Raw genomic sequence first — 26,738 nt, forward strand, 5'->3', positions numbered from 1 at the left:
ACGCACGGGAGATCAGACCAGTGCGGCAAGAGCGAAGGCCGCCAGGGCGATGAGGACACCGCCGGTGAGGGTCTGGACACGACGGTCGACGACGCACATCGCCGACAGGAAGCCGGGCATCGAACCACCGCGGTGGGTGTGCAGGATGGCCAGTACGCTCGGCATGCAGCGGCCGAGGCTGACGGTTGCGAACATCGCGGCGCCGAGCACCGGCGAACCCGAGGCGATCACGCCGAGGACCAGCAGGTAGTACGCGCTGGACCGGATGAAGATCATGAAGCCGGGGCCGATGAGCGCACCGAACAGCAGCGACACCTTCCACGGCGCCATCGTGCGCCGCAGGTGGCGGGGGAGCTGCTGACGCCGCATGGGCGTCGGCAGGGTGATCATGCCCAGCTCGTGCAGGCCGTAACCGAGCGCGATCACGCCCCAGGCCGCGAGCGTCCACGCCCACGGCACCGAGCCGGTCACGAGCGCGCCGAGCGCACCGAAGAGCGCGCCGGTGGGGATGCCCGTCGCGAGCGATCCGAGGGTGTGCCAGCCGAGCCGGCGGATCGGGGTCGACGACCCACGGCGTCCCGGCTGCTTCGGTGCGGCGACCACGCCGGCCACCGACATACCGCAGGTCGACCAGTTGGCGGCCAGTGCGGTCACCGCGCCGGTGGCGATCACCGCGGCGGTCATGGCCGTCGGGGTCGAGGCGGCCGCGACGAGACCGGCGGCGGCGCCGACCACCGCGGCACCGGCGATCAGGCCGCCGCGGGTCTTCTTCGCGACGGCGCTCTCGAGCGTCGGGCGTATCTCCGGTACGTCGACTCCGAGGGGCGGGTGAGCCAGAGGCTCACGCACGAGTGTTTCTGTCATCGGGATGCTCCTTTGCTGTGGTGCTTACGGATACGACCGGACGGCGGACGGCGTTGTCCGTCAACCGGTCACGGTGACGGTTCCGGTCATGTACCGGTGGACCGAGCAGTGGTACTCGTAGACGCCCGGCGTCGTGAAGGTGTGCTCGAAGCTCCCCTCGGGGATGATGCCGCTGTCGAACTCGCCCTCCGATCCGACGTGGTGCAGGACCCCGCCGTCGTCGAACGTCCACCGGACGGTGCCGCCCACCGGTACGGTCACGTCCACCGGCGCGAAGTGCACGTCGCGCACGACGATCTCCGCGTCCGGCCCGGTGGGGGAGCCGGCACACCAGGTCGCGGCCAGCATCACGAACGCGGCCACCCCCCACCGGATCCGCATCATTCGACGATGATCGTGCCGACCATCGCGGGGTGCGGCGTGCAGTGGTAGGTGAACGTGCCGGCCTCGTCGAAGCTGTACTCGTAGGTGCCCTCGGTGAGCAGTTCGCTCTTCAGGTCACCTTCGAGCGGTCCGTCGCCCGCCACATCGTGCGGCAGTCCCGAGTCGTCGAAGTGCCACTGCACGGTCTGGCCCTTTTCGATGGTGACCGATGCGGGGCTGTACGACATGTTGGAGACCTCGATGACGACCGCGGGTTCGTCGGCGTCCGCACTGCCGCATCCGGTCAGCAGTCCCATCGCGAGTGTCGTGCCCGCGACCGCGGAAAGAAACTTCTTCATATCTCGTCCTCACCGGATGTACCGCAGATTCGCGGTCATTCCTGCCTCGAAGTGATAGGCGTTGTGACAGTGGAACATCCACTCGCCCGGATTGTCCGCGTCGAACTCGATGGCGAGTTCGGTCCCCGGAAGCACGTTGACGGTGTCGCGTCGCAGACCGCCGTAACCCGGTACGGCGAAGGTGTGGCCGTGGGTGTGCATGGGATGCCACATCGGCGACGAGTTGACCATCGTGATCCGGATCCGTTCACCCTCCTTCATCACCAGTCGGCCGGCGTCGGGGCCGGCCATGCCCCACACGTAGCGGTCGCCGGCCTGGATCAGCTCGACGCGGTAGTCGCGGTCGACGTCCCGCTTCTCGAGCAGTACCGATTCGGCGGGCCGCAGTTCGCTCTCGGTTACGAGTCGCCCGTTCAGCTCCGGAATGTCGCATCCCACATCGGGGTTCGACATCGGCACCGCGTCGTGGGACCGCAGTACGGTCGACGCGTAGCCGTCGCGCCCCTCGACCTTCGCCACGATCGGCCACGCACCGGAACGCACCGTGACGAGCACGTCCACCCGCTGCGCCATGCCGAGGATCACGGTGTCGGCGGTCGTCGGCTGCACGTCGAAGCCGTCCACGGCGACGACGGTCAGTTCGTGACCGGCCACGGCGAAACGGTAGGGCGTCTCCGCGGCCGCGTTGACGACCCGTAGACGCAACCGTTGCCCCGCAGCGGCTTCCACCACGGCGGGATCGTTCGGCGGACGCCCGTTGATCAGGTGCAGCGGGTACGCGATGTGCTGGGTCATGCCGCCGAGCGGGACGGAGTCCCCGTGGCCCGCCGACGTGATCTGTTGCGCCACCGAGGCATCGGCGTCCGTGTACTCGGCCGGCCCCGAGCCGTGCCCGGCATGACCGTGCCCGGCGACCTGCGGGTTGAGCGCGGCCAGGACCGCGTCGGGGGTGGTGCCCAGACCGTCGACCCAGTCGTCGAGCACGAGCACCGCGTCGGCGTCCGCGCCGGTGGCGTCGTTCGGGTCCTCGATGATCATAGCCCCGAACAGACCACGGTCGGCCTGCAGTCCGCTGTGCGAGTGGTACCAGTAGGTGCCCGGATCGGGTGCGACGAAGTCGTATTCGAACCGGCCACCGTCGGCGCCGATCGGTTCCTGCGTGACCGGAGCCGCACCGTCCATGTCGTTGCGGATCCGGATGCCGTGCCAGTGCAGCGTGGTCTCCTGCGGAAGCCCGTTGTCCACCGACACCCGCACCCGGTCGCCCTTCGACAACCGCAGCTCGGGTGCGACGGCGGCCCCGCCGTAGGTCCACGTGTTCACGATCCGCCCACCGAGGTCCACGGCGCCCACCCCCGCAGCGAGCGCGAAGGCTGCCGTCGCCCCCGAGGTGGCGCGGGCCGCCTCGGCCGCGGCCACCTCGGGATCGGTGGGACGGATGTAGTCGAGCTCGGTGGCCACCGCCTGCTGTCCGGACGTACCGGAGCTGCAGGCGGTGGCACCGAACCCGAGCGCGCCGAGCCCCACCGCCCCGACACCGAGGGTGCCCAGGCGGAGGAAGCGTCGGCGAGCGAGCACGAGCCCGGAACCGGGTCGTGTCATCGGATCACCTGCGGGGTCAGGAGCGAACGGATGTCGTCGACGGTTCCGGTGACCTCGGCGGCACTGACCTCGGTGCCGTCGCTCGCCGAGACACCGACGATGCGCTGGGCCGACTCGCCGTCGACCTCGGGGCCCGAACCGACCACATACAGGATCGATCCGTCCACGGAGAAGGCCATGGACGCGATGTCCGTCATCCCCAGTGCCGCGAGATCGAGGGTGCGGATCGGAGCGAGGCCGGTCGCGTCGAACAGCTCGATCGTGACGATGTCGCCACCGCGCGCGGAGTGCGGATGGATCTCGCTGTCGGTGTACTCGATCGCGATCCGGTCGCCGGTGTTGTTGATGGCGTTCTCCGCGAAGCGGCCGCCGTCCTGTCCGGCGTTCCCGATGGGAGCGACGGGATCCTCCGGCAGACCGTTCGAGAAGTCGAAGACGAAGACGTCGCCGGTCGCGCCGACGAGCAGTGCCTTCTTCGCGTCCGCGGCCCAGGTCACCTTGCGGTTGCTGACGAAGTCGTCGGGCAGCACCTTCGTGCGCGCCGTCTCGGTGGGGACACCGGAATCGTCGATGGAGATCTGGATCAGCTCGCGGGTGTCCTCGCACACGCTGTAGAGCTTGTGGTCGACGAGCCAGGTGAACGGACCGCACCCGATGATCTGCAGCGCGCCGCTCTCCTTGCCAGCCTCGAGATCGACGACGCGGACGCCGTACAGGCCGTCGTCCCACGTCACGAAGTACTTCCCGTCCGAGGTGACGGCACTGGACCCGGGACGCGAGTGCGCGCGGGCGTAGTCGGGCAGTTCGATCTCGTCCGGCTCGAGCAGGTCGCCCGAGTAGGTGGTGACGGTGAAGTCCGCCTGGCCGCGCGAACCGCGCGGCCGCCACACTTCGGCGGCGAGAACCGCTGGGTCCGAGGAACTCTCGCCGACGAACCCGTGGATGACCGGATCCCAGATGCCGGGACCCACGACGATGCGACTGCCCGCGACACCGGTGACCGGGTCGAGGACGTTCACACCGATCTCGAGCCCGCCCGGAGTCCGGAGGACCGCAAGCAGGTCGTTCTCGCTCGCGGGCTGGATCTCCGAGACATGCACGGGTTCCGGGATGGTGTCGCCGATCTCCTGATCGTCGTGACCGAGGGAGATGCCCTCACCGGGAGTGGTGTAGGGGACGGTCGGGTAGGTGACCTCGCCCGCCGCGGAGGAGGAGTCGTCGTCGCTCGAGCACGCCGCGAGGGACAGTGCGAGAGCGAGCGGGACGGTCGCGGCGACCGCCCGTTGGGTGCGCTTCATGATCCGGCGCCCACCTTCGGTCGTGCGGCGGGACGGGTCTGGCAGTCCTCACCGATGATCGGTGCCATCGTGCAGGTGTACGACTGGGATTCGTCGGACACGCACCAGATGATCTCCTGGTCGAAGCTGCCCGAGACCGGGTTGTACATGATGGCCTGCATGTCGGGTTCACCGCAGAAGGCGTTCGAGCACGACGGTGCACCACAGCAGTCGTAGTAGGCGATCAGGTAGGTCTTACCGGTGTCGGGATGCGTGCAGCATCCAACCCAGAACTCCGCTCCGGGACGGCTTCCCGGCGCACAGGTGGTGACACCGCCGCCGTTGCAGGCCGCGCACGAGGTGCCGTCCATGTTGCACCAGCGCCAGTACTCGCACTCGGCGGGGTCCTTGCCGTCGTAGACCGGAACGAGCGGTTCGGGTTCGGCGGGGGTCGGAGCCGGCGGCTCCTGCGCCAGCGCAGTGCGGGTGACGGGCAGCGAACTGATCAGTGCCACACCGGAAACACCCATGGTCCACCGGCCGATCTTGCTGATCACCGAACGGCGGGAGACCCGCTCGGACATCCTGCGGCCGGTGCGGCCGATGAAGGATCCGCCGCGGCCGGCCATCCATTCGGCTTGTTCCTTGACGGTGGCTTCGTCCACCGGATATCGGTTCTCGTGCATCTCCGGTTCCCCGGATGAGGGTCTGAGGTCCAACGACGTACTCCGATCTCGAGAAGGGGATGAGATTCCGCCCGTACCGACGGGGCGGTCGGCGCTCGCAGATCACAGACCGGCTGCGGCGCGAGTCTTGGCTGCCTCGTGCAGGTGCTGCAGCGAGGGCGTGCCGGATTCGAGTGCGTTGAGGAGGGATTCGACCTGCGCCATGTGGTTGCACAGGCCCTTGGCCTGGATCTTGCCGTGCTCGTCGAGGATCACGCCGTACGGAGTGGTGCCCACCTGGTAGGCGATGCCCACATCGCGGGCGTCGACGTAGCTGAGCTCGGCACCGATACCCGAACCGGCAAGGAAACTCTGGTGCTCCTCGGGCGTGCCGTCGGAGATGATGACGACCTCGAGGTCCTTCTCCGCCTTCGCCATCGCCTTGACGCCGGGCAGCAGGCTCTTGCAGGTCGAGCACGACGGCGCGGTGAACAGCAGCAGCTGCGCCTTGTCGCGGTGGCCACCGACGCCGACCTCGCGGCCGAGGTGGTCCTGCAGGCCGCGGAAGCTCGGAGCGACCTGATCGATCTTCGGGCCGGTGTCCATCATCCGGGCGCCGAGGGGGCCGAGACGCACCTGCACGCGCCCGATCTCGCGGGCGAGGGCGAGCAGCATGAGGAACAGTGCCGCGACGGCGCCGGCCAGCACGATGACCGCGATCAGCAGGAAGGTGTTCACAGATTTCTCCGTTCGGATGTGTCAGTACCGCGAGAGGGGCGAGGCGGCACGAAGTTCGATCGAGGCCTTCGTCAGGTGGTCGTCGACCGGGCGTCGGCCCGGATGCACGATCGACCGCAACTGCACCGCGGTGACGACCACGACCAGCACCAGTGCGGCGAGCGCGACGGCGAGGAGGTGCTCGGCGAGCGACGGTGCGCCGGCGGGAACGAGGGCCAGGGCTGCGGAGACGAGCACGAACGCACCGGCCCGCACCGCGTGGAACCACCCGATCCGCGGGATGTCGTGGGAACCGAATGCGAAACAGCCGCAGTCGAGGTCACGACGGCCTCGGAGAAGGTTGATCGTCAGGCCGCCGAAGAAGCACAGGAACAGCAGTGCGGCGCCTGCGGCCGCCCATCGTCCGGCGATGCCGGTGATGAGCGCGGCACCGAGGACGATCTCGGCCCACGGCAGCGCGAACGACACCGCGTCCTCGAGCGGCGCAGGCAGCAGCTTGTACCCGCGCACCGTGCGCAGCAGGCCCTGGCGGTCCCGGGTCTTGGGGATGCCGGCGAGCAACAGCGTGCCTCCGACGATCGATGCGATCAGCACCCACAGCATGTGTGCGACCACTCCTTCCGTTTCGCTTCGGGACCTCGTCGAGGTCCCGGCGGATCCCTCGCAGGTGGGGATGGACACATCCTGCTGTGGTCTCGAGTCGGGCGTGCGACGCCGGAGAAACGAACGGGGACACCCTGAACGAGAACGCGAGCCTTCGAATTCAGGGACGTCGGGGCTCGGCGACGTGGGGTTTTGCGTTCGCCCGAGTCCGCGCGGAAGGCGGTGGCGTGATGCACCTCGCATCGCCTCTGCGAGCGGATTCCCACTTGGACGGCACGTCGTGTTCGCGCAGGTAATGCAGCTGTAACAGAACGGGGTTAGCGTCCGGACGAATCCAGTGAAAGGACCACGGCCGTGACGTCAGCACTCCGGGCGGCGATCGACCGCGCGCAGGACGCGGAACCCACCGGGGATCACGTGCGCTCACCCCTGCATGCGCTCGGCCGCCGGCAGTTGTCCCAGCTCGATCTGATCGGGCAGTCGCTGTCGACGATCGCTCCCGCAACCGGAATGGTGTTCATCGCCCTGTGGATGACCGTGAGCGCTCCGGGACTCGGGGGTGTGCTCACCATCGCCGCGACGACCGGCGTCGTCGTGCTGGTCGCATGGTGCATCACGCAGTTCACGCGACGCCTGGCCGCGGCGGGTTCGCTCTACAGTTTCGTCTTCCAGGGACTCGGTACGCGCGCGGCGCTCGTGACGGGCACGGCGCTCATCGTCGGATATCTCGGCATCTCGATCTCCGTGCTGGCCCAGGGAGCACGCACAGTATTGGATCTCGGTGAGCTTGTGGGACTGAATCTTCCGGGGACGGGACCGTGGCTGGTGACGGCGGCGGTGCTCGGTGGGGTCGTCGCCCTGATCGCGATCCGCGGCGTGCGGTTCGCGACCCGCGCGATCCTGCTCGTCGAAACGTGTTCGCTGGTACTGATCGTCGCGACGATGCTGGTCGCGCCGGCGGGCGGAACGACGACAAGCGAACTGCCGGTCTCACCGCTGAGCCTGCTGCCCTTCCTGGCGCTCATGACCGTCCTGTCCATGGCCGGATTCGAGAGCGCGGCGTTCTTCGGACCCGAGGCCCGTCGGCCGCTCGTCACGGTCAGCCGGACGGTGCTGATCACCCCTCTCGTCGTCGGGGCGCTGTTCGTCTTCACGGCCGTCGCCTCGCTGACCGGGCGTGGATCGCTCATCATCGGAGCGTATTTCGACGGTGTCGACTCCGGTGCGTCGTGGGTGGTCGTGCTCGCCGTGAAGACGGGCATGGCGTGCTCGTGGTTCGCGTCGACACTCGGCTGCGCACAGGCAGGCTCGAGGCTCCTGTACTCGATGGGTGTCGAACGGGTGCTGCCGTCCGCTCTGGCCCGCGTACACGGCACCCTGCGTACCCCCTACCTCGCGGTGACGACGTTCGTCGCGGTGAGTGTCGCGGGTGCCGTCCTGTACACCCTGGTGGCGGAAGCGGATTCGTCCGTCTTCGACGGTGTCGTCGAGGTCGCGCTGGTCGCGGCGTACACGCTGGTCGCGGTGGCATCCCTGCTGTTCCTGCACCGCATCGGTGAGGACACCACGTGGACGCGGGTCGCGGCGGTGTTCGTCGCGTTGCTCGGTGGTGGTCTGCTGGTGGCCACGGCCGTCGACGGGGTCACGCACTCGCTGCTCGTCGTGCCGGTGGCGCTCGTCGCGCTCCTGGTGTCGGGACCCGTCTGGCGCGCGGTGCTGCGCCGGCTCCGCCCGCAGAGCCTCGCGACGATCGGAGCATTCGACACCGTCGAGACCTCGGATCTGCTGCCGGGTGCGGGGACACTGGTTCTCGACGAGCACGGGCGGCCGCGGATCGTCACGGGGGGCATACAGGAGGAGCGGATGTGACCGCCCACGTGCCGATCCGGTCCTCCGAGACTACTTTCGGAGGACGACAACCCCACGCCGTGCAGAAGGCGCTGGGGATGCTCGAGGCCGTCGCACAGCTCGGTCCCGGCACCACCGCCAAGGAGATCGCCGCGTTCGCCGGAGTGCCTCCCGCCACCGCCTACCGGATGCTGAACCTGCTCGTGGCGGACGGCTATCTCGTGCGTGTCCCCGACCTGTCGGGTTTCGCGCTCGGTCGTCGCACCGCCGAACTCGCCCAGGCCGCAGCGGAATCCACCCCGTCCGAGTCGCTCCACGACGTGATGGAGGACCTGCGGGGGTGCACGCGTTTCGGATTGCACGTCGCGTCCTTCGCCGGGAGCCGGCTCCGCTTCGTCGACCAGGATCCGGACCACGAGATCGTCGCCATCACCACGCTGTCGAAGTCGTTGCACGCCAATGCCATCGGCAAGCTGATGCTGGCACACGTGCCGGGGGCGGCTCCGGATGCCGAGTTTCGCCGGCTCACCGAGTTCACGATGTGCGAGCGCGAGTCGCTGGCGCGGGAGCTGCGCGACATCATCTCGTCCGGTTACGCGAAGGAGTGCCAGGAGACCCGGCTGGGCAGGGCGGCGCTGGCCGTCCCGATCCGCGACTCGTCGTCCTTCGTCGTCGGCGGCCTGTACCTGCACGGGTCGGCCGCGAAGGTGCAACCCGATCCCGATCTGGTGAGATTCCTCGTCGACGGCTCCGCCAGGCTCACAGGCCTGCTCTGAGCCGGATCAGTGCGTCCACCACGGGCGCGCCGAACATCGGCGGATCGTTGTGTTCGAGACCGTCGAGCTCGACCCGCTCGTGCAGCCATCGGGCGGCATCGGCGACTGCCGAGCTCTGGGCCGGCGGGACGATGCTGTCGGCGGTGCCGTAGACGACCGTGATCGGCACGTCGATGTGGCCGACGAGTTCGGCGACGGGGAACTCGTCCTTCAACAGTGCGGCGGGCACGAAGGGATAGTGGTGCCGGGCCACGGCGGCGAGATCGGTGAACGGCGAGCGCAGCAGCATTCCGGCGGGAGGTTCGTCGACGGCGAGCGCGGTGACCACGGCGCAGCCGAGGCTCTCCCCGAAGTACAGCACCCGGGCGGGGTCGACGTCGTCGCGTGAACGGAGATGCTCGAGGGCCGCGCGGGCGTCGGCGGCGAGACCCTCCTCGGTGGGGGAGCCGGGATTGCCGCCGTACCCGCGGTAGTCGAACAGGAGCGTCGAGAAACCCGCCGCGGCGAGGTCGGCGGCGGTGTCGACGCGGCCGAGTCGGTTGCCGCCGTTACCGGGAGCGAGGAGAACCGTGAAGCCGGCTCCGGGGCCGTCGGGAGCGCGACCGGGCACGAACCAGGCGTCGAGCGCGAGACCGTCGGAGGTGGTGAGCACGACGTCCTCCGCACCGGGCAGGACGGTCGCGGCGGACGGGGGAGTGGAGCTGTCGGGCAGGTAGATCAGGCGTCGTTGCAGCGCCCACCCGGCGACGCCGACGAGCGCGACGACGAGCACCACGGCGAGAACGATCCGCATGGGTCCGGTCTAACGCATGTGCGCGTTCCCGGCAGCCGGAACTGCCGGAAACGCGCACGGAAGAGGCGGGGTTACCGGAGGAAGGGTTACCGCGGCGCCATGCGCAGCGCGCCGTCCATGCGGATGGTCTCACCGTTGAGGTAGTCGTGCTCGACGATCATCTGCGCGAGCTGCGCGTACTCGGAGGGCTGGGCGAGCCGCGACGGGAACGGCACACCGGCCTCGAGGCCCTTGCGGTACTCCTCGGTGACACCGGCGAGCATCGGGGTGTCGACGATGCCGGGGGCGATGGTGTTGACGCGGATGCCGAACTGCGCGAGGTCGCGTGCGGCGGGGACGGTCATGCCGTGCACGCCACCCTTCGACGCGGAGTACGCGATCTGACCGATCTGGCCCTCGAACGCCGCCACCGAGGCGGTGTTGATGACGACGCCGCGCTGACCCGACTCGTCGACCGTCTCGGTCTTGGAGATCGCGTCGGCCGCGAGGCGCATGACGTTGAAGGTGCCGAGCAGGTTGACGGTGATGACCGTGCGGAACAGCTCGAGGTCGTGCGGGCCGTTCTTCGACAGGATGCGGCCGGCCCAGCCGACACCGGCGCAGTTGACGACGATGCGCAGCGGAACACCCGACTCGACGATGCGGTCGACGGCGGCCTGCACGTCGTCGCCGCTGGTCACGTCGGTGGCGAGGAGCGTGACACCCGCGGGTGCGGCATCGCCGACGCGGTCGATGGACTGCTGCAGGTCGAGGCCGAAGACGGTGGCTCCGGCGTCGGCGAGACGGCGTGCGGTTGCGGCGCCGAGACCGGATGCGGCGCCGGTCACCAGTGCGGCGGATCCCTGAATCTCCACTGTTCGTATCTCCTGTCCCGAGCCGAGGGCTGCGTGAACCCGACGGGTTCGGGCTCGTTGGCACCGAGTCCGACTCCGTCGGGTTCTCTCACAGAGCCCTACGGCGTGTGAGTGTCGTTCGTCACGAACCCTAACCGGTCACGGCCGCGGGTTCCGCGGGGGTCGCGGTCCGGCGGCGCAGTGCGACGACTCCCATCGCCGCGGCGACGAGACACGCGACGGCACCGAGCAGCAATCCGGCCCGGCCACCCCACTGCTCGCAGACCCATCCGGCGATGGGACCGCCGATGGCCGTGGAGCCGAGGAAGGCGACCGACCACAGGGCCATCACCCGTCCGCGCATCGTCGGCGCGGAGGCGAGTTGCAGCGAACTGTTGGTGGTGGACGTGAACGTCACGCTCAGTGCGCCCACGATCACCATGAGCACGATGAGCGTGGTCAGGTTCGGGGCCGCGGCGGCGACCGCCATGGCGATGCCGAACGCGAGGGAGGTGAGGATCAGCGGCCGGGTTCCGGTGCGACCCCAGGTGGCGACGGCGAGGCCCCCCACCACCGATCCGGCGCCCATCGCGGCGGTGAGGAAGCCGTAGGCCCCGGCACCGGCAGCGAAGGTGTGGTCGGCCAGGACCGGCAGAACCACCTGGAACTCGAAGGCCAGACATCCGACGAGCGCCATCATCGACAGCGGGACGGCCAGGTCGGGCGTGCTGCGGACGTAGGCGAAACCCTCACGCAGCTGTCCCTTCGCGCGGGCGGCGGCGGGGGAGCGCTGGAGCCGGGAGACGTCGAGTCGCAGCAAGGAGGTGACGACGGCAACGAAGCTCGCGGCGTTGAGCAGGAAGCACACGCCGAGTCCGCCCGCGGCGATGACCAGGCCGGCGACGGCCGGGCCGATCATGCGGGAGCACGAGGCGAGGACCGACTGCAGGCTCACGGCGTTCCGCAGATCCTCCGGACCGACCAGTTCGAGCATGAACGACTGTCGGGCGGGGTTCTCGAAGCACTGGTTGAGGCCGAGCGCGACCGCCAGGACGTAGACGTGCCACAGGGCGATCGTGTCGGTGACGACGAGCAGCCCCAGGATCAGGGCCTGCACACCCATGAGGGTCTGCAACCCGATCATGAGCCGGCGTTTGTCGGAGCGGTCGGCGACCACGCCGCCGTAGGGGCCGAGCAGCAGCATCGGCACGGTCTGCAGTGCGAGCACGATGCCGATGGCGGTCGCGGAGCCGGTGAGCTGCAGGACGAGCCACGACTGCGCGACCGTCTGCATCCACGTGCCGATGAGAGAGACGGCCTGGCCGCTGATGTAGAGGCGGAAGTTGGGGCCGCGCAGGGCGGCGAAGGTCTGTCCTCTGATGTCGGCGAGCATTGTCACGGGCGACCCCTCTCGGCGGAGGGGCGCGGTGAATCGGCGACGCGCTGCGAGAGTGCCTCGAGGGCGGGCAGTGCGTCGTGCAGAGCTTCGAGGTGCCGGTCGCTCAGTTCGGTGAGGTGACGGGCGAACAGGGCGGTGCGGCGGTCGCGCAGTTCCGCCGAGAGTGCGGCACCGGCGGGAGTGATGTGGACGCGGACGACACGCTTGTCGTCGGTGTCGGGGGACCGGGTGAGCAACCCGGCGTCTTCGAGTTTGCCCACCATGCGCGAACACATGGTGGGGTTGAGCCCTTCGATCTCCGCGAGGTCGCGGACTCCGATCGTCTCGTGGCGGGCGACGGTCGTGAGGAGGGTCGACTGCGAACGCGTCAGCCCTTCCTCCGAGGCGAACATGCCCATGCGGCGGGAGATCCGTCCGATCGCGATACGCAGACGATGGACGTCTTCCGCGTCGAACGGAGGAGTTTCGGATCGAGGGGTGCTGTCCGTGAGTTCAGACATGGAACCACCTCCGAATTTATTTGCCTATCGGCAAGCATACTCCTGTGCAGAGTGGAAAGACACTGTTCGGAACGGTGATCAGGGACGCATGAGCGCCGGGGCCTCGTCCTCCGTGACACGGCGGGCGCGCCGGCGGACGACCACCATCGCGGCGACGGACAGCAGCAGGGCCACCGCGCCGGCGATCGGTCCGACGACGCCGGTCGCCGGGAACAGGCCGTCGCCGAGCATCCACGCGCCGAAGCCGAAGAACAGGGCGGAAGCACCGTAGCGAATGGCGTTGTCGGGAAGATGCCGGCCGAACACGGCACCGATGACGATGGCCAGCGCGTCGGCGGCGACCATGCCGACGGTGGACCCGATCCACACCCCGGCCCAGTTGTTGTCGGTCGCGAGCGTGATGGTCGCGAGCATCGTCTTGTCGCCGAGTTCGGCGAGGAAGAACGCCGAGGTCACGGCGAGGAAGGCGGAGCGCGCGACGCGTCCGGCCTTGGACTGCTCGTCGTCGTCGAGAGAGTCGCCGCGCAGCGTCCACGCGCCGAAGATCAGGAAGGCGATGCCGCCGACGATGGAGATGGCGGTCGCGGGGATCGCGACACCCAGATAGTGCCCGACAGCCACTGACACGAGGTGCACCGCGGTGGTCGCGAACAGGATCCCCGACAGGACGACCCACCAGCGATACCGCAGGGCGAAGGTCATCGCCATGAGCTGGGATTTGTCGCCGAGTTCGGCGACGAAGACGACTGCGAAGGACAAGACGAGCGCGGACCACATATGCGTTTCCTCCTTTCGTATGGAGGAAACGGGGCTTCCTCCGGACGCCGGACGCACGGTGCGACCAGCGGCCGAAGGTCTCGCCCACCGGAGGATGATCCGGTCCGCGGGGCCGGGCAGTGCCGTTGTCGGGCGCCGCCAGTATGTCGACCCTGCGATTGGGGGCTACTCCCCTTCGCCGACGACAACGTTAGCCCGGCGAACCGAATTCTGTAAAGGCAATGCTAACTTTCGGAGAACCGAACTCTCGTTTTCAGGGCGCCCTCACGAAGCGAGCAGCATGGCCAGAATCGCGGTGTCGGGGTCGTTGCCCGGATCCACTCCCACCTTGCTGAACAGTGCCGTCACCGTGCCATCCGGTTCGGCCTCGACCCACGCGGCGCGATGCTCGAGCCCGAGATGTGGGATCCCGGGGAGCAGCACGCAGCCCGAGGCGGCGCCGGCGTTCTCCGGCAGTGACGGCGTCGTCTCCGACGGCGGATGCAGCATGATCAGTGCCGGCGGCTGATGCTCGGCGAACCGTCCGGGCTGCACGGCACGCTCGCCGAGCACCGGACCTTCGGCGACCACGAGGCCCACGGTTCCGGGCTCGGGGTCGTCGGGCAGTTCTTCTTTGACCCCGAACACCGTCGAGGTGGGCAGCAGTCCCGGCAGCGACGCGATCCGCACCGTCATCGCCAGCACCTGGGCCCATTCGCGGGTGGTCGCGGGCCATCTGCCCGAGACGACGAAACCTCGAAGCGACCCGGCGGACTGGAATGCGGACAGCTCGATGCGGCTGTGTTCCTCGGCGTTCATCCCACTCCTCCCTCTCGGTCGGTAAGGGGAGAATGCCCGTTTTCTTCGTCGGCACACAAGAGGTGTCGAGTGCCAGCACTGCCGCTACACCTCTTGCTATCCGCCTCAGCAATTGCTGCGGCGGATAGCGATTCCTGTAGCGGATAGGAAAGACCAGGCCCGGAGACGACGAAGGGCGCCGGTGTCCCGGCGCCCTCGCTGTCGGTCTCGCGACCTGTATGACCGATCCGTACTAGACGATCAGGCCCGAGGTGGCGGTGCGAGCGCGCTCGAAGCGAGCCTGCACGTCCGCCCAGTTGACGATGTTCCAGAAGGCCTTGACGTAGTCGGCCTTGACGTTCTGGTACTGCAGGTAGAAGGCGTGCTCCCACATGTCGAGCATGAGCAGCGGGGTCAGGCCGATCGGGATGTTGCCCTGCTGGTCGTACAGCTGGACGATGATCAGACGCTGTCCGATCGAATCCCACGCGAGGATCGACCAGCCGGAGCCCTGGATGGAGTTCGCGTTCGCGGAGAAGTGATCGCGGAACTTGTCGAACGAACCGAAGGCATCGTCGATCGCAGCAGCGAGCTCACCCTCGGGCTTGTCGCCACCCTCGGGGGAGAGGTTGTTCCAGAAGACGGAGTGGTTGGTGTGACCACCCAGGTGGAAGGCGAGGTCCTTCTCGAGCTTGGTCGCCTGGGCCGCCATGGTGCCGTTCTCGCGGGCCTCGGCCAGCTTCTCGAGAGCGGTGTTCGCACCGGCGACGTAGGTGGCGTGGTGCTTCGAATGGTGCAGCTCCATGATCTTCGCCGAGATGTGCGGCTCGAGCGCTGCGTAGTCGTAGGGCAAGTCCGGAAGTGTGTATTCAGCCACGAAGGGTCCCTTCTTCACCGGGCCGTCCGGCCCGTGCAGTTATTCCGTACCTTCTCGGGTTTCCACCCAAGTCCATAACTACACCGTCCGCAACATTCCCCGTAATGCGGACACGATCGGACCGCGACTGTGTCGGAGAGCACCCGGAACGGCCCACGCGTCCGGAAAATAGCTCTCACCAGCGCAAACAGTCGGATATCGGGACCATCGGCAACGGCTGCGTGAACGGGACCTTAACATTGGCGCGTGTTTCGGCCCTTCCTGAACGAACCGACACGCGGGGCCGATGCACCGCGTGTGGATCTGCCGGGCGTCGATATCGTCCGGTTCGTCGCGGTCGCGGCCGTGCTCTACTCCCACATCGCCTTCTACCTGATCGACGACCTCGGGACAGGCTGGTGGGGCATCGACCTCACCTACGAGGTACTCGTCAAGGGCGCCGGCCTCAACCAGCACCTGTCGTCCGTCGGGGTGACGGCGTTCATGATGCTCACGGGCATGCTCGTCACCCGGTCCGCGATCCGGCAGGACCGCCGGAAGTTCCTCATCGCCCGGGCCGCGCGGCTCCTGCCGGCCTTCTGGGTGGCGATCCTCGCCGCGGTCGTGCTCGTGTGGCTCGGCATCAACGGCACCTTCAGCGGCCACACCACGGTGTCGGTCTCCGAGGCGTTCCTGTCCTTCTTCCTGGCTGCGTTCTTCCTGAAACCGCAGGTGATCGTGCTCGGCGTGGTGTGGACGCTCGCCGCACAGATCTCGTTCTACCTGTGGTGCGTGGCGGGACGGTCGCTGCTGCGGACGGCGCCGGTGGCGGTGCCGATGCTCGGCGCCGTGCTGTGCATGCTGGTGCTCCTCTACAACCTGTACGTGCCCGAGCCGTACACGGTGCCGTTCCTGTCGAAGATCGCGTCGACGCTGCCGACCTTGTTCCTGGGGCAGATCGTGTACTTCGGCTGGGCCGGCCTGATTTCGCTGCGCGCCCTGCTGGCGGCGATGTTCGCGCAGATCGCGGTGATCGTGATGGCCACGGACATCAACGTCTACTGGTCGGGCAGCCGCTATCTGTGGACGGTGACGGTGGTCTTCGCGGCGATCGTGCTGGTCGCGCGGTACGACGGGCGCCTCGCGCGCTCGACCGTCGTCTCCTGGGTCGCGACCCGCAGCTACTGCATCTACCTGACCCACACCCTCGTGATGTACCGGATCTACGAGAACACCGTGGGTATCGTCGGCACGACCGCGGCGATCGTGCTGCTGCTGATCGGCTGCGGTCTCGTCGCCGAGGTGCTGTACCGCAGCGTCGAGGTTCCGGCTGCGCATTGGATCAAGAGCCGCTGGCTCGCGCCGAAGCAGGTCGCTTCCGACGAACGGACTGTCGCTCCGACCCGCGCGTAGCATCGGGTCATGTCCTGGTTCGACGAGATCCTCGCCCGTGCAGGTTCGAAGTCGCAGATGGTGACGCGCGAGGACGCGCTCCCCGGTCGCGCCGAACCGCTGCCCGTCCCCGAGACCCACTACGTCAACGGCAACCGCATCGTTCCCCCCTTCCCCGAGGGCCTGCAGGCCGCAGTCGTCGGCATGGGTTGCTTCTGGGGCGCCGAGAAGGAGTTCTGGCAGCTCGACGGCGTCTACTCGACCGCGGTCGGCTATTCCGGCGGCTACACCCCCAACCCCACCTACGAGGAGGTGTGTTCCGGCCGGACCGGGCACACCGAGGTGGTGCTCGTCGTCTTCGACCCGAAGGTGACCGGCTACGAACACATCCTGCAGCAGTTCTGGGAGAACCACGACCCCACCCAGGGCATGCGGCAGGGCAACGACCACGGCACCCAGTACCGCTCGGCGATCTACACCCACGACGAGACGCAGATCGAGGTCGCCGAGGCCACGGCCGAAGCGTTCGGCAAGCGACTGGCCGACGCCGGATACGGGCAGATCACCACGGAGATCGCCCCGCTCACGCAGTTCTACTACGCGGAGGACTACCACCAGCAGTACCTCGCGAAGAATCCCAACGGCTACTGCCCCGTCCACGCCACCGGCGTGAGTTGCCCGGTGGGCCTCGGCGCCTGAGAGAGCGTCGGGCCTCAGGGTTCGACGGTGTCGCGCACCACATCTCCGCTCGCAGTGCGAGTGTGAGATGCGTTGGCGTTCCTTGAACTTCCCCGAAGGCGGACGCATTCTGGAAGAAGGGATCATTCCAGAGGGGGAAAGGGACGGCTTGCCGACATGACGACCAGAGCGGGGTATCTGCGGCGTACACGGCGAAGTCTGCGCAGGCGGGATCCGCTCGTGCGTCGCACCGACAAGCTCGAGGCGCGCTGCTTCACCCTCATGATCGCCGTGATGGCGATCATGATCCCCGTCGCGATGTGGGTGTCCGCCACCATGTGGAGCTCCCAGCTCGAACTCTCCGAGAAGCAGAACGCCGAACGTGTCAGCGTCACGGCCGTCCTCGACGCCGATGCCCTGAGCGACTCCTCCGGGTGGGGCGAGACCGTGAAGATCTCCTCGGCCCCCGCGACCTGGGGTTGGGGCGACGAGACGCGTCACGCGCTCGTCCAGGTGGACAGTCTCGCGACCGCGGGCAGCGAGGTGCAGGTCTGGGTCGAGGCGAGCACCGGCGAATACACGCAGCCCCCGCTGACCACCTCCGCCGCGAAGTTCACCGCCGTGCTGTTCGGGGTGTGGTTGTGGACGTTCTCCGCCGCCGCCGCGGCCGGGCTGTTCGCCCTCGCGCACTGGCGTCTCGAGGTGCGGCGCAGCCGCGAGTGGAGCCGGGACATCGAAGCGTTCCTCGGCTCCACCAGCAGCCACTGACCCGGCTAGGACTGCAGGCACCGCCTGCGCGTCAGAGATCCGCGACGGCGGGCATGACCTCGTTCGCCACCAGTTCGAGGTGCTCGAGATCGGCGAGATCGAGGACCTGCAGGTAGATGCGCTGCGTCCCGGCCTCGGCGAAGGTGCGGATCTTTTCGATCAACTCCTGCGGCGTGCCCGCGAGTCCGTTCTCCCGCAGTTCGTCGACCTCACGGCCGATCCGTGCCGCGCGACGCGCGATCTCGTCCTCGTCCCGGCCGCAGCACAGCACGAGTGCGTTCGAGTAGGTCAGTTCCTCGGGGTCGCGTCCGGCATCCCGGCAGGCCGAGCGCACCCGCTCGAACAGGACCTTCGTCTCGTCCAGCGACTTGAACGGCACGTTGAACTCGTCGGCGTAGCGCGCCGCCAGTGCCGGCGTGCGCTTCTTGCCTGCGCCGCCCATGACGATCGGTGGGTGGGGACGCTGGTACGGCTTCGGCAGCGCCGGGGAGTTCTCGATCCGCACGTGCTCGCCCTCGTACGAGAACGTCTCGCCTTCGGGGGTGTCCCACAGACCGGTGATGACCGCGAGGGACTCCTCGAAGCGGTCGAACCGCTCCTTCAGCGTGGGGAAGGGGATGCCGTAGGCGAGGTGCTCCTCCTCGAACCAGCCGGCTCCGAATCCGAAGTCGACGCGTCCGCCGCTCATGGCGTCGACCTGCGCGACGGAGATTGCGAGCGGGCCGGGGTACCGGAAGGTCGCCGAGGTGACGAGCGTGCCGAGGCGGATCGTCGACGTGTCGCGGGCGAGACCGGCCAGCGTGATCCATGCGTCCGTCGGTCCGGGCAGGCCCTCGGCGTTCATGGCCAGGTAGTGGTCGGAGCGGAAGAACGCGCCGTAGCCGAGTCGTTCCGCGGTCTGTGCGACGGCGAGGAGGTCGTCGTAGGTGGCGCCCTGCTGGGGTTCGGTGAAGATGCGTAATTCCATGACCCGATCATTTCAGCGACGGACCCGGCGCGGGCCATCGGCGGGTGCTTGTCCACTGTGAGATGTCTCGAGTGTGATTCCCCATGCGTGGATAGGCCTGTTGATGAACCTGTGGAAACTGTGGATAACTCCAGCGGATGGGGTTGATGGGGAGTGTTGTGGAAGACCTACCTGCCCCACCTGCGGAACAGTATCGGTACGACCACACCCACATCCGTTCACGCCGCGTGCCACTATTGAGACGTGAGCTTTTCCGACGTGCCCACCGTGTCGGTCGACCTGGTACCCGAACTCGGCGACGAGGTCGTCCTCCTCGACGTCCGCGAGGACGACGAATGGGAACTCGGACACGCCCCCGGCGCGCTGCACATTCCGCTCGCCGACGTGCCCGCCCACATCGAGGAACTCGACCCCGACGCCGAGATCTACGTGATCTGCAGGCAGGGCGGCCGCTCCCTCGGAGCGGTCGAGTACCTGGCCCGCATCGGGTACGAGACCTTCCAGGTCGCGGGCGGCATGGTGGCGTGGCAGAAGCACGGACTCCCGCTCGTCTCCGAGCGCGACGAACCGGCAAAGATCTATTGATGTCGGCCTATCAGATCTGTGTGCGCTGTGAGAATCGGTGGCCGGTGACATATCAGCCGCGGCAGTGGTGCCCGGCCTGCCGCGGTGTGCTGCTCTCACCCGTCGCCCCCGACGGGACGGTTCCTCCGTCGCGCCGTAACTTCCGCTGGGTCGCGCGACCCGCGGGTGGTGCTCCGACGACCGAACCGACGTCGCCTGCGCACGGGTGTCCGGCTCCCGAGACCCCGTCCTATCGTGAGATGCCCCGCTGGCGACTGCTCGATCCGCTCCCGGACGAGGCCGTCGAACCCGATCGCGCCGAGACCGCCGCCGACCTCGCGCCGACGCTGCTCGTCGGCACCGCCGTCGTCTTCGGTCTCGCGGCGGTCGCCGAGGCCGTCCGGTACGGAGTGTTGCTGTACAACCGCACCCGTCTCGTCGACCCGCTCGTGCTCGCGTTGTCGGATGCCGCGGTGTGGGTGACCCAGGTGGTCGGGCCGGTCGTGGCGCTGGCCGCGGCGGTCGCATCCGGATTGCGGTTGATCGACCTGCGCCGGCGCATCTACGCCGAGCGTGGTCTCGCCGAGTCGCGGTCGCCGCTGTCCATCCTCGCGGGGCTGGTCGTTCCGGGCCTCAACCTCGCGATGCCCGGTGTCTTCCTCACCGAGATCGCCGACCGCGACCCGCGGTTGCTCCGCGCGATCCGCACCTGGTGGGTGCTGTGGGTGGTCAACGGTGTGCTCATGGTGGCGCTGCTCGCGTGGCGTCAGCGCGACACCCTGCAGGCCCGCGCCGACGGCGTCCTGCTCACCGCCGTCCTCGCGGCGCTCGGGACGGTCGTCGCGCTGTCGACCCTGCACGTCCTGCGCCTGTTCGACGACGCCGACCTGTGGGGACGGCCGCTGCGCCGTCGCCGCTTCACCCACGCGGCAGGTCCGGCCTCGTCGCCGATCGCGCCCATCGTCCCCGCCGCCGTGCGCGAGCAGGAACAGGCCCGCGAAGAACAGGACGACGCTCCGGAATCGGCCGGAGAACGAGCGGACGACGAGGAGCGCGTTGAGGCGGTGGCGCCGTGACCCGCAGCGCGCATCCCCGGGTCGTCGCGCATCGCGGTGCGTCCGCCGCCCTCCCGGAACACACGATCGGCGCCTACGAGCTCGCATTGAAGGAAGGTGCCGACGGCGTCGAATGCGACGTGCGGCTCACCCGCGACGGTCACCTCGTGTGCGTGCACGACCGCACGATCGACCGCACCTCGAACGGCACCGGTGTCGTCAGCGAGATGACCCTCGACGAGCTCGCGCAGTACGACTACGGACGCCCCGGCGAGCCCGCCGACCTGCTCACGCTGCGGCAACTGCTCGAACTCGTCATGGACTTCACGAGTGTCCCGGTGAAGGTCTTCGTCGAGACCAAGCATCCCGTCCGCTACGGCGGTCTCGTGGAGAGCAAACTGCTCGCCGAACTGGCCCGCTTCGGTCTCGCGACCCCGGCATCGGCCGATTTCTCCCGGGTGGTGGTGATGTCGTTCGCGGCGGGGGCCGTCTGGCGCATCCGCCGGGCCGCGCCGCTGCTGCCCACCGTGTTGCTGGGGGAGACCTCGCGCTACCTGCGCGGCAGTGCCGCGACCACCGTCGGCGCGACCGCTGTCGGTCCCTCGATCGCGACGCTGCGCGAGCACCGCGATCTCGTCGACCGGGCTGCGCTGTCGGGCCGGGCCACCTACTGCTGGACCGTCGACGACCCCGCCGACGTCGAACTGTGCCGCGAGCTGGGCGTCGAGTGGGTCGCCACCAACCATCCCGGGCGCACCAAGCTGCAGCTCGACGCCGCCTTCGATCGGTGAGCACCCCCACCCGGTCCCGCGACCTCGACATCGCGACACGGGTCGCCGTGTAGTTTGACGCCGTGGCCAAGAAGAGCAAGAGAAACAGCGGACCCAAGCCCGGCAGCAACCGCGCCGCGAAGCTCGAGCAGCGCCGACTCGAGCGGGAAACAGCGGCCGCCGCGACGTCCCGGCCCTTCGAAGGACTCGCCTTCGAATGCGATCTCGTGGCACTGCGCGAGTTCGTGCCGTCGGCCCTCGCGGAGCTGCCCGCGGCCGAGGACGGCCGTCGCGTCGTGGGTGCGACCATCCTCCCCGGCGGGGTAGCGGCCCTGGTCCGCGAGGAGAACGGTGAGCCGGTCGCGTACGTCGGCCTGCAGCTCGCCACCGGCTTCGGCCCGGACCCGGCGGGTGAACTGGCCGCGGCCCTGTACTGGGCGCACACAGCCGAGCCGGGCTCGTCGCTGCAGGTCGCGAGTGTCGACGACGACACCCCGCCGTTGGCCGAGCTGATCGACCCGGCAGCCGTGCCGGCGATCACCGTCCACAACGACTTCGACTGGTGGATCCCGGCCGGTGTCGAACCGAGCGCCGAGATCGCGCACACCGTCAAGCACGCGAACGAAGCCGTGCTGCCGTCCGCGCGTCTCGAAGGCGACGGTCTCCGCGGCGCGTGGTGGGTCGATCCGGGCGAGAAGGCGCACCTGCGCTGGGTGCGCCCCGAGGACGAGGACGTGCTGATGGCGGCGCTGTCGCGCGTGCACGCGGCGGGCGGTCTGCACCTCGGTGAGGGATCGCGGTTCGCTGGTTCGTTCCGCACCCACGGTCTGCTGGTGCCGGTCTTCGACCTCGACCGCGAGAAGCACCCCGACGAATGGGTCACCCCGACCATCGAGTTCGGGCAGCGCCTCGACGAGGCCCTCGCCGTGGACGAACCGCTCACCGCCGCCGAGCGCCGGTCGCGCGACGGCCTGCGCAGCCGCCAGGTCACCCTGCGCTGACCCGCTCACGACAGCACGAAGGCCACCTCCTGCGGGAGGTGGCCTTCGTCGTTCCGGGTGGGCTGTCCCCGGATGGAGGAACGATCAGATGGCGCCGCCGGCGGCGAGCGGGGCGTTGCCGCGCGGCTCGCGCACCTTCGAGTTGAGCTCGCGGGCCACGAAGTCCTCGAGGTTGAAGAGGTTGGAACCGGCACGGTCGGCCACGGTCAACAGGGTCGTCATCGTCGCAACCTCCTCGACCTGTTCCTGCAGGAACCACTGCATGAACTGCTCGCCGAGGTAGTCGCCCTCGTCGCGCGCGGTGCGGGCGAGCTCGACGATCTGGTCGGTGACCTTCTTCTCCTGGGCGAGGGCCAGCGCGATCGGCTCGCGGGCATCCTCGAACATCGACTGCACCGCGTCGACGCCGGTGAGGTCGACGGCCATGTCGCGGTCCAGGAAGTACTGGACGATCATCATGGCGTGGTTGCGCTCCTCGACGGCCTGCGCGTAGAAGTGCTTCGCCAGCTGCGGGAGATCGGTGTTGTCGTAGAAGACCGCGATGGCGATGTACTGATGCGACGCCGTGAACTCGTGGCGGATCTGGTCGTGCAGCAGCGTGTGGAACTTGGTCTTGGTCATGTCGCCCATCGTCGTCATGATCACGACGTTAGTGCAGGTCAACGCGCTTTTCATCCAAGCCTTGGCTACCCTTGGGCAACGCAGCATCGGCTACCCTACGGAAAATTCGGACAGCCTTCCCCAAGATCGACGACGATTCGCGGCGTCCGTCAGGGGGCCGGAGCGAGCAGTTCCGGCGGGATCGGGTCGCCCTCCGAGATGGCTCCGAAGAACGGCACGGCGCGCTCACGATCCCACAGCAAGACGTTGCCGATGCCGTAGACGTCGTCGAATCCGCCCACCGGAACCGTCGTGGTGACCGTCTCGCCGCGCATCGTCCACGCGAGTCGTGCGAGGTTCCACAGGTGGTCGCCGTCGTCGACCCGCAGCGACCCGGCCGCACCCGACATCAGCGACCATGCCCGGAAGGGGTTCAGGAAGGTGCCGGGACTGGTGGCCTTGCTCAGCAGCGCCGACAGGAACAGGCGCTGGTTGTTCATCCGGTCCAGGTCGGCGAGCGGGGTGGCGCGGGTGCGCACGAAGCCCAGGGCCTGCGCTCCGTTGAGCTCCTGGCATCCCGGTTCGAGCCTGAGTCCGGCGAGGGGGTCGTCGATCGGATAGGGCACGCAGATGTCGACCCCGCCGACCGCGTCGACGATCGACGCGAACCCGCCGAAGCCGATCTCGGCGTAGTGGTCGATGTGCACGCCCGTGGCGCCCTCGACCGTCTGCACGAGCAGTTGCGGTCCGCCCAACGCGAACGACGCGTTGAGCTTGTCCTGGCCGAAGCCCGGGACGCTCACGTAGGAATCGCGGGGCAGCGAGATCATCGTCGTGGCGCCCCCACCGGGCGGGATGTGGACGAGCAGCACCGTGTCGGTGCGGTCGGCGCCGACCTCCCCGCCGGTCGCGAGTTCCTGTTCCTGCTCGGGGGTGAGGCCCACTCGGCTGTCGGAGCCGACGAGCAGCCAGTTCGTGCCGGGGGTGTCGCCGACCCGGCCGTCGTAATCGGCGAGCGCATCGACGCGCGCGAGTGTGCCGTCGAGGTAGACCATGCTCGCGCCCATCGCGACGACGAGCACCACCAGGACGATCGCGAGTCGCCGCAGGATGCGCCGGGCACCGAGCGGGCGGCGTGGTGCCGGTCGTGAGGGCGGGCCCGGTCGTGAAGGCGGTGCCGCAGGGCGTCGCGGGGGTGCGGGCGGTGGTGTGTTCCCGCGCGGCGGGCGACGGTTCGGGGCGGGGTCGGCGATCCGTTCGGGTCGCTGCGTCGGTGCCCAGTCGCGTCGTTGCTGCGGGGGCGGTTGCTGTCGGTCCTGCCGCGGAGCGGGCCGGTAGTTCGGGGCGGGTGCCTGCGACCACGCCTGCGGTGACTGCGGTCGTCCGTCGCGCCGGAGCACCTGGGTGCCCTCGGGGGACGGCGGGGGGCCGCCGCGACGCTGTGACGGAGGAGCGCCCCGTCGCTGCGGTGGCACCCCGCGCTGCGGGTTCGGCGGTACTGCCCGCCGGGCAGGAGGGCCCTGCGGGGGAAGTCCCTGCGGAGGCCGCGGCCGGTTCCGAGGGTCGCGAGGGTCGCCGTTCACCCGGACAACTCTACGTTCAGGGCAGCCAGGAGACGTGGCCTCTCAGTGCTTGGTAGCCCACGAAGGCGATGGTGTCGATGAGCGCGTGGGCGATCACGAGCGGCCACAACCGGCCGGTGCGCTGCCAGTAGCGCCCGAAGACCAGGCCCATGACGACGTTGCCGAACCCGCCGCCGACGCCCTGGTAGAGGTGGTAGCTGCCGCGCAGCAGGGCGGAGGCGAGCAACGACGAATTCTCCGACCAGCCGAGCTGCCGCAGGCGGGTGAGGAGATAGGCGACGACCAGGATCTCCTCCGCCCCGGAGTTGGCGATCGCCCACAGCACCTCGGTGGGCAGTCGCCACCAGTAGTCCTCGAGCAGGCTCGGCGCGACCGTCAGGTTCAGGCCGGCGGCCCGCGCCACCAGGTACAGCACCAGTCCGGGGAGTCCGATCAGGGCGGCCAGCCCCAGGCCGGGCAGCAGGTCCCGGCGCAGACCGGGTCGGGCGAGGCCCGCGAGTCGCGGTCCGACACCGCTGCGCCAGAGCAGGTACAGGCCGAGGGCACCCCAGGCGAGCAGGCGCACGATGCCGAGGAGTTGGCGGGCGAGATCGATGAACCCCTGCGACGAGCGTGGCGTGTTGAGGGCGACGGTCTGATCCGACAGCGGTTCTGGTGCCAGCGCCGCCTCGGCCAGCGACAGGATCGACGAGATCCCGCTCAGGCCGAAGGTGACGAGCAGGACGATGGTGATCTCGATCCACAGCGCTCGGCGCTCGGTGGGGTCGAGGGGCGGCTCGGGGTTGCGGGATGCGGGCCGCAGCCAGTCGCGAAGGGTCGTCACCGGAGCGATTGTGCCGGACCCTGCGTGGCCGGTCCTTTCGCCGCGGAGAGGCGCCCCACCGGTTCGCGGTGATGTGTCCAATTTGACAGCGGTCCATGTGACCCATCACACTTCACATCGCCCGACCGATCGATCGCTCGGGTGCGGATAGGGGCCTTGGGGGCCGAGGGGAATCTGCGACCCGGAAGTAGGGACATGAACATCGAAACATCTGAGAAGAATTCTGTTGCAACAACTTCGGTGACTCTCGCATCGAAGAAGAAGTCTCTTCTCGCCAGCTCCGTGGGCAACATCCTCGAGTGGTACGAGTGGAGCGCCTACGCTGTGTTCGCTCCGTTCATCGCCGCAGCGATGTTCAACAGCGACAATCCGGTCTCGGCATTGCTGTCCACACTCGCGGTCTTCGCCGTCGGATTCCTGATGCGACCGCTCGGTGGCATCGTGTTCGGCCGCATCGCCGACAAGCGCGGCCGCAAGTTCGTGCTCGTCACGACCATGCTCATGATGGCCGGTGGCAGCCTCGTCATCGGGCTCATGCCCACCTACTCGTCGATCGGCGTGTGGGCGTCGGTGCTCCTGCTGCTCGCCCGCGTGGTGCAGGGCTTCGCGCACGGTGGCGAGTCGGCGACCGCCTACTCGTACGTCAGCGAGATCGCGCCGCCGCATCGCCGCGGCATGTGGGGCAGCGTCGCCTTCGTCGCGATCTTCGGTGGTTCCGTGTTGGCGTACACGATCGGCGGAGCGGTCACCTCGACACTCTCCGAGAGCGCCGTGGGCGAATGGGGATGGCGCGTGCCGTTCCTCCTCGGCTTCTTCCTGGCACTGTTCGCCCTCTACCTGCGACGCAGCATGGAGGAGAGCGAGGTCTTCGACCAGCAGGAGACCCGGGTCGACGAACCGCGCATCCCGCGCAAGGTGGTCGTGCGGGCGATCCTGCTGATGATCGGCATGACCTCGGGTGTCACGGCGGCGCACTACACGTGGACCTCGTACGTCTCGACGTACGCGATCACGCAGAAGGGCATGGACGCCGACACCGCCTACTGGATGCTCGTCATCGCCCAGGTCATCGCGCTGGTGTCGCTGCCCTTCTGGGGTCTGCTCTCCGACCGGATCGGCCGGCGCCCGATGCTCGGCGGCTTCGCGGTTCTCATGTTCGCGCTGCAGATCCCGCTGACGTCGATGATCACGTCGGCCGGGTGGACGCTGCTCGTGTCGACCACTCTCGCCCTGCTCATCGTGTCGATCCCGGGCGCGATCCTGTCGTGCACCCTGTCGGAGAGCTTCCCGACCCGCCTGCGTACCCAGGCCATCGGCTTCGCCTACTCCTTCTCGGTGGCGGTCTTCGGTGGCACCGCGCCCTACCTGAATCAGCTGCTCACCGGCTGGGACATCGGCTGGGTCTTCGGGGTCTACATCATGGTGCTGTGCGTCGCGACCGGCATCGCTGCGCTGATCATGAAGGAAACGAAGGGTATCGACCTGCAGAAGGTCTGATCGTTCGGAT

Annotated in this window: 29 protein-coding genes; 10 read left to right on the plus strand and 19 right to left on the minus strand. The window is 68.6% G+C overall.

Annotation, left to right across the window (positions count from 1 at the left end):
- Positions 1 to 12: 12 nt before the first annotated feature.
- From ACQR3U_RS09065 to ACQR3U_RS09100, 8 genes are all read right to left on the minus strand, one after another.
- On the minus strand, positions 13 to 864 hold the full coding sequence (locus ACQR3U_RS09065; protein WP_230810380.1) for a methylamine utilization protein: 852 nt from the start codon (positions 862 to 864) through the stop codon (positions 13 to 15).
- Positions 865 to 924: 60 nt separating this feature from the next.
- Complete coding sequence (locus tag ACQR3U_RS09070; protein WP_084294978.1) at positions 925 to 1,248, minus strand: cupredoxin domain-containing protein; 324 nt, start codon at positions 1,246 to 1,248, stop codon at positions 925 to 927.
- Complete coding sequence (locus tag ACQR3U_RS09075; RefSeq protein WP_230810381.1) at positions 1,245 to 1,586, minus strand: cupredoxin domain-containing protein; 342 nt, start codon at positions 1,584 to 1,586, stop codon at positions 1,245 to 1,247. Before ACQR3U_RS09075 ends, ACQR3U_RS09070 begins: the two co-directional genes overlap by 4 nt.
- A gap of 9 nt (positions 1,587 to 1,595) precedes the next feature.
- A complete protein-coding gene (locus ACQR3U_RS09080; RefSeq protein ID WP_006553381.1) occupies positions 1,596 to 3,188 on the minus strand; it encodes a multicopper oxidase family protein in 1,593 nt (530 codons plus the stop codon).
- The gene (locus tag ACQR3U_RS09085) at positions 3,185 to 4,486 is read right to left on the minus strand and encodes a hypothetical protein (RefSeq protein ID WP_230810382.1); all 1,302 of its coding nucleotides are present in this window, start codon (positions 4,484 to 4,486) and stop codon (positions 3,185 to 3,187) included. The genes ACQR3U_RS09080 and ACQR3U_RS09085 overlap by 4 nt, the downstream gene beginning before the upstream one ends.
- Positions 4,483 to 5,151, minus strand: a complete 669-nt coding sequence (locus ACQR3U_RS09090; protein WP_033097867.1) for a methylamine dehydrogenase light chain — start codon at positions 5,149 to 5,151, stop codon at positions 4,483 to 4,485. Before ACQR3U_RS09090 ends, ACQR3U_RS09085 begins: the two co-directional genes overlap by 4 nt.
- A 102-nt stretch (positions 5,152 to 5,253) precedes the next feature.
- The gene (locus ACQR3U_RS09095) at positions 5,254 to 5,868 is read right to left on the minus strand and encodes a redoxin domain-containing protein (RefSeq protein ID WP_230810383.1); all 615 of its coding nucleotides are present in this window, start codon (positions 5,866 to 5,868) and stop codon (positions 5,254 to 5,256) included.
- A gap of 21 nt (positions 5,869 to 5,889) precedes the next feature.
- Positions 5,890 to 6,471 (minus strand): MauE/DoxX family redox-associated membrane protein, encoded by a 582-nt coding sequence (locus ACQR3U_RS09100; RefSeq protein WP_039583653.1) that lies wholly within the window; start codon positions 6,469 to 6,471, stop codon positions 5,890 to 5,892.
- Positions 6,472 to 6,825: 354 nt separating this feature from the next.
- On the opposite strand from ACQR3U_RS09100, the gene ACQR3U_RS09105 reads away from it, so the two are divergent.
- On the plus strand, positions 6,826 to 8,340 hold the full coding sequence (locus ACQR3U_RS09105; RefSeq protein WP_230810384.1) for an APC family permease: 1,515 nt from the start codon (positions 6,826 to 6,828) through the stop codon (positions 8,338 to 8,340).
- Entirely contained in the window at positions 8,337 to 9,095 is a 759-nt protein-coding gene (locus tag ACQR3U_RS09110; RefSeq protein ID WP_006553387.1) for an IclR family transcriptional regulator, read from the plus strand. The genes ACQR3U_RS09105 and ACQR3U_RS09110 overlap by 4 nt, the downstream gene beginning before the upstream one ends.
- On the opposite strand, the gene ACQR3U_RS09115 is transcribed toward ACQR3U_RS09110, so the two are convergent.
- From ACQR3U_RS09115 to ACQR3U_RS09145, 7 genes are all read right to left on the minus strand, one after another.
- Positions 9,079 to 9,888, minus strand: a complete 810-nt coding sequence (locus tag ACQR3U_RS09115; RefSeq protein ID WP_217579303.1) for an alpha/beta hydrolase — start codon at positions 9,886 to 9,888, stop codon at positions 9,079 to 9,081. The two genes, ACQR3U_RS09110 and ACQR3U_RS09115, sit on opposite strands and share 17 nt — an antisense overlap.
- Positions 9,889 to 9,974: 86 nt before the next feature.
- A complete protein-coding gene (locus ACQR3U_RS09120) occupies positions 9,975 to 10,742 on the minus strand; it encodes an SDR family NAD(P)-dependent oxidoreductase (RefSeq protein ID WP_230810385.1) in 768 nt (255 codons plus the stop codon).
- A gap of 130 nt (positions 10,743 to 10,872) precedes the next feature.
- Positions 10,873 to 12,120, minus strand: a complete 1,248-nt coding sequence (locus ACQR3U_RS09125) for an MFS transporter (protein WP_170318542.1) — start codon at positions 12,118 to 12,120, stop codon at positions 10,873 to 10,875.
- Positions 12,117 to 12,620: a MarR family winged helix-turn-helix transcriptional regulator gene (locus ACQR3U_RS09130; RefSeq protein WP_006553392.1), complete on the minus strand. Its 504-nt coding sequence runs from the start codon at positions 12,618 to 12,620 to the stop codon at positions 12,117 to 12,119. The genes ACQR3U_RS09125 and ACQR3U_RS09130 overlap by 4 nt, the downstream gene beginning before the upstream one ends.
- Before the next feature lie 78 nt (positions 12,621 to 12,698).
- Positions 12,699 to 13,397 carry a TMEM165/GDT1 family protein gene (locus ACQR3U_RS09135; RefSeq protein ID WP_006553393.1) on the minus strand — a complete coding sequence of 233 codons (699 nt, stop codon included), beginning with the start codon at positions 13,395 to 13,397 and terminating at the stop codon, positions 12,699 to 12,701.
- 264 nt (positions 13,398 to 13,661) lie between these two features.
- Positions 13,662 to 14,195, minus strand: coding sequence for a peptidase (locus ACQR3U_RS09140; protein WP_230810386.1), 534 nt, complete (start codon positions 14,193 to 14,195; stop codon positions 13,662 to 13,664).
- A 232-nt stretch (positions 14,196 to 14,427) separates the two neighbouring features.
- A complete protein-coding gene (locus ACQR3U_RS09145) occupies positions 14,428 to 15,051 on the minus strand; it encodes a superoxide dismutase (RefSeq protein WP_006553395.1) in 624 nt (207 codons plus the stop codon).
- Positions 15,052 to 15,348: 297 nt separating this feature from the next.
- Between ACQR3U_RS09145 and ACQR3U_RS09150 the strand changes: the two genes are divergently transcribed.
- The 3 genes from ACQR3U_RS09150 (at position 15,349) to ACQR3U_RS09160 (ending at position 17,868) form a co-directional block, all read left to right on the plus strand.
- Positions 15,349 to 16,443 carry an acyltransferase family protein gene (locus tag ACQR3U_RS09150; RefSeq protein ID WP_230810421.1) on the plus strand — a complete coding sequence of 365 codons (1,095 nt, stop codon included), beginning with the start codon at positions 15,349 to 15,351 and terminating at the stop codon, positions 16,441 to 16,443.
- A gap of 9 nt (positions 16,444 to 16,452) precedes the next feature.
- A complete protein-coding gene (gene msrA, locus ACQR3U_RS09155) occupies positions 16,453 to 17,121 on the plus strand; it encodes a peptide-methionine (S)-S-oxide reductase MsrA (RefSeq protein ID WP_230810387.1) in 669 nt (222 codons plus the stop codon).
- A gap of 156 nt (positions 17,122 to 17,277) precedes the next feature.
- Positions 17,278 to 17,868 (plus strand): Rv1733c family protein, encoded by a 591-nt coding sequence (locus tag ACQR3U_RS09160; RefSeq protein ID WP_428692120.1) that lies wholly within the window; start codon positions 17,278 to 17,280, stop codon positions 17,866 to 17,868.
- A gap of 31 nt (positions 17,869 to 17,899) precedes the next feature.
- Here the strand turns inward: ACQR3U_RS09160 and ACQR3U_RS09165 are convergent, their stop codons facing one another.
- Complete coding sequence (locus ACQR3U_RS09165) at positions 17,900 to 18,835, minus strand: LLM class F420-dependent oxidoreductase (RefSeq protein WP_006553399.1); 936 nt, start codon at positions 18,833 to 18,835, stop codon at positions 17,900 to 17,902.
- Positions 18,836 to 19,093: 258 nt separating this feature from the next.
- Here ACQR3U_RS09165 and ACQR3U_RS09170 point away from each other — a divergent pair, with 258 nt between their 5' ends.
- The 4 genes from ACQR3U_RS09170 to ACQR3U_RS09185 all read left to right on the plus strand — a co-directional run bounded on the left by ACQR3U_RS09170 (position 19,094) and on the right by ACQR3U_RS09185 (position 22,225).
- Positions 19,094 to 19,420 carry a rhodanese-like domain-containing protein gene (locus tag ACQR3U_RS09170; protein WP_006553400.1) on the plus strand — a complete coding sequence of 109 codons (327 nt, stop codon included), beginning with the start codon at positions 19,094 to 19,096 and terminating at the stop codon, positions 19,418 to 19,420.
- Positions 19,420 to 20,475, plus strand: coding sequence for a DUF4328 domain-containing protein (locus ACQR3U_RS09175; RefSeq protein WP_230810388.1), 1,056 nt, complete (start codon positions 19,420 to 19,422; stop codon positions 20,473 to 20,475). The genes ACQR3U_RS09170 and ACQR3U_RS09175 overlap by 1 nt, the downstream gene beginning before the upstream one ends.
- On the plus strand, positions 20,472 to 21,245 hold the full coding sequence (locus ACQR3U_RS09180) for a glycerophosphodiester phosphodiesterase (RefSeq protein WP_016694581.1): 774 nt from the start codon (positions 20,472 to 20,474) through the stop codon (positions 21,243 to 21,245). The genes ACQR3U_RS09175 and ACQR3U_RS09180 overlap by 4 nt, the downstream gene beginning before the upstream one ends.
- A 62-nt stretch (positions 21,246 to 21,307) precedes the next feature.
- Positions 21,308 to 22,225: a DUF5926 family protein gene (locus tag ACQR3U_RS09185; protein WP_200359172.1), complete on the plus strand. Its 918-nt coding sequence runs from the start codon at positions 21,308 to 21,310 to the stop codon at positions 22,223 to 22,225.
- Positions 22,226 to 22,309: 84 nt separating this feature from the next.
- Here ACQR3U_RS09185 and ACQR3U_RS09190 read toward each other — a convergent pair whose 3' ends face one another.
- The 3 genes from ACQR3U_RS09190 to ACQR3U_RS09200 form a co-directional block, all read right to left on the minus strand.
- Positions 22,310 to 22,855, minus strand: a complete 546-nt coding sequence (locus ACQR3U_RS09190; protein ID WP_229568520.1) for a ferritin — start codon at positions 22,853 to 22,855, stop codon at positions 22,310 to 22,312.
- A 140-nt stretch (positions 22,856 to 22,995) separates the two neighbouring features.
- Entirely contained in the window at positions 22,996 to 24,225 is a 1,230-nt protein-coding gene (locus tag ACQR3U_RS09195; protein WP_230810389.1) for an LCP family protein, read from the minus strand.
- A 199-nt stretch (positions 24,226 to 24,424) separates the two neighbouring features.
- Positions 24,425 to 25,231, minus strand: coding sequence for a CPBP family intramembrane glutamic endopeptidase (locus ACQR3U_RS09200; protein ID WP_006553406.1), 807 nt, complete (start codon positions 25,229 to 25,231; stop codon positions 24,425 to 24,427).
- A gap of 195 nt (positions 25,232 to 25,426) precedes the next feature.
- Between ACQR3U_RS09200 and ACQR3U_RS09205 the strand changes: the two genes are divergently transcribed.
- Entirely contained in the window at positions 25,427 to 26,728 is a 1,302-nt protein-coding gene (locus tag ACQR3U_RS09205; RefSeq protein ID WP_037217341.1) for an MFS transporter, read from the plus strand.
- Positions 26,729 to 26,738 lie beyond the last annotated feature (10 nt).

The sequence above is a fragment of the Rhodococcus sp. IEGM1339 genome (assembly GCF_050321925.1).
Lineage (GTDB): Bacteria > Actinomycetota > Actinomycetes > Mycobacteriales > Mycobacteriaceae > Rhodococcus > Rhodococcus pyridinivorans.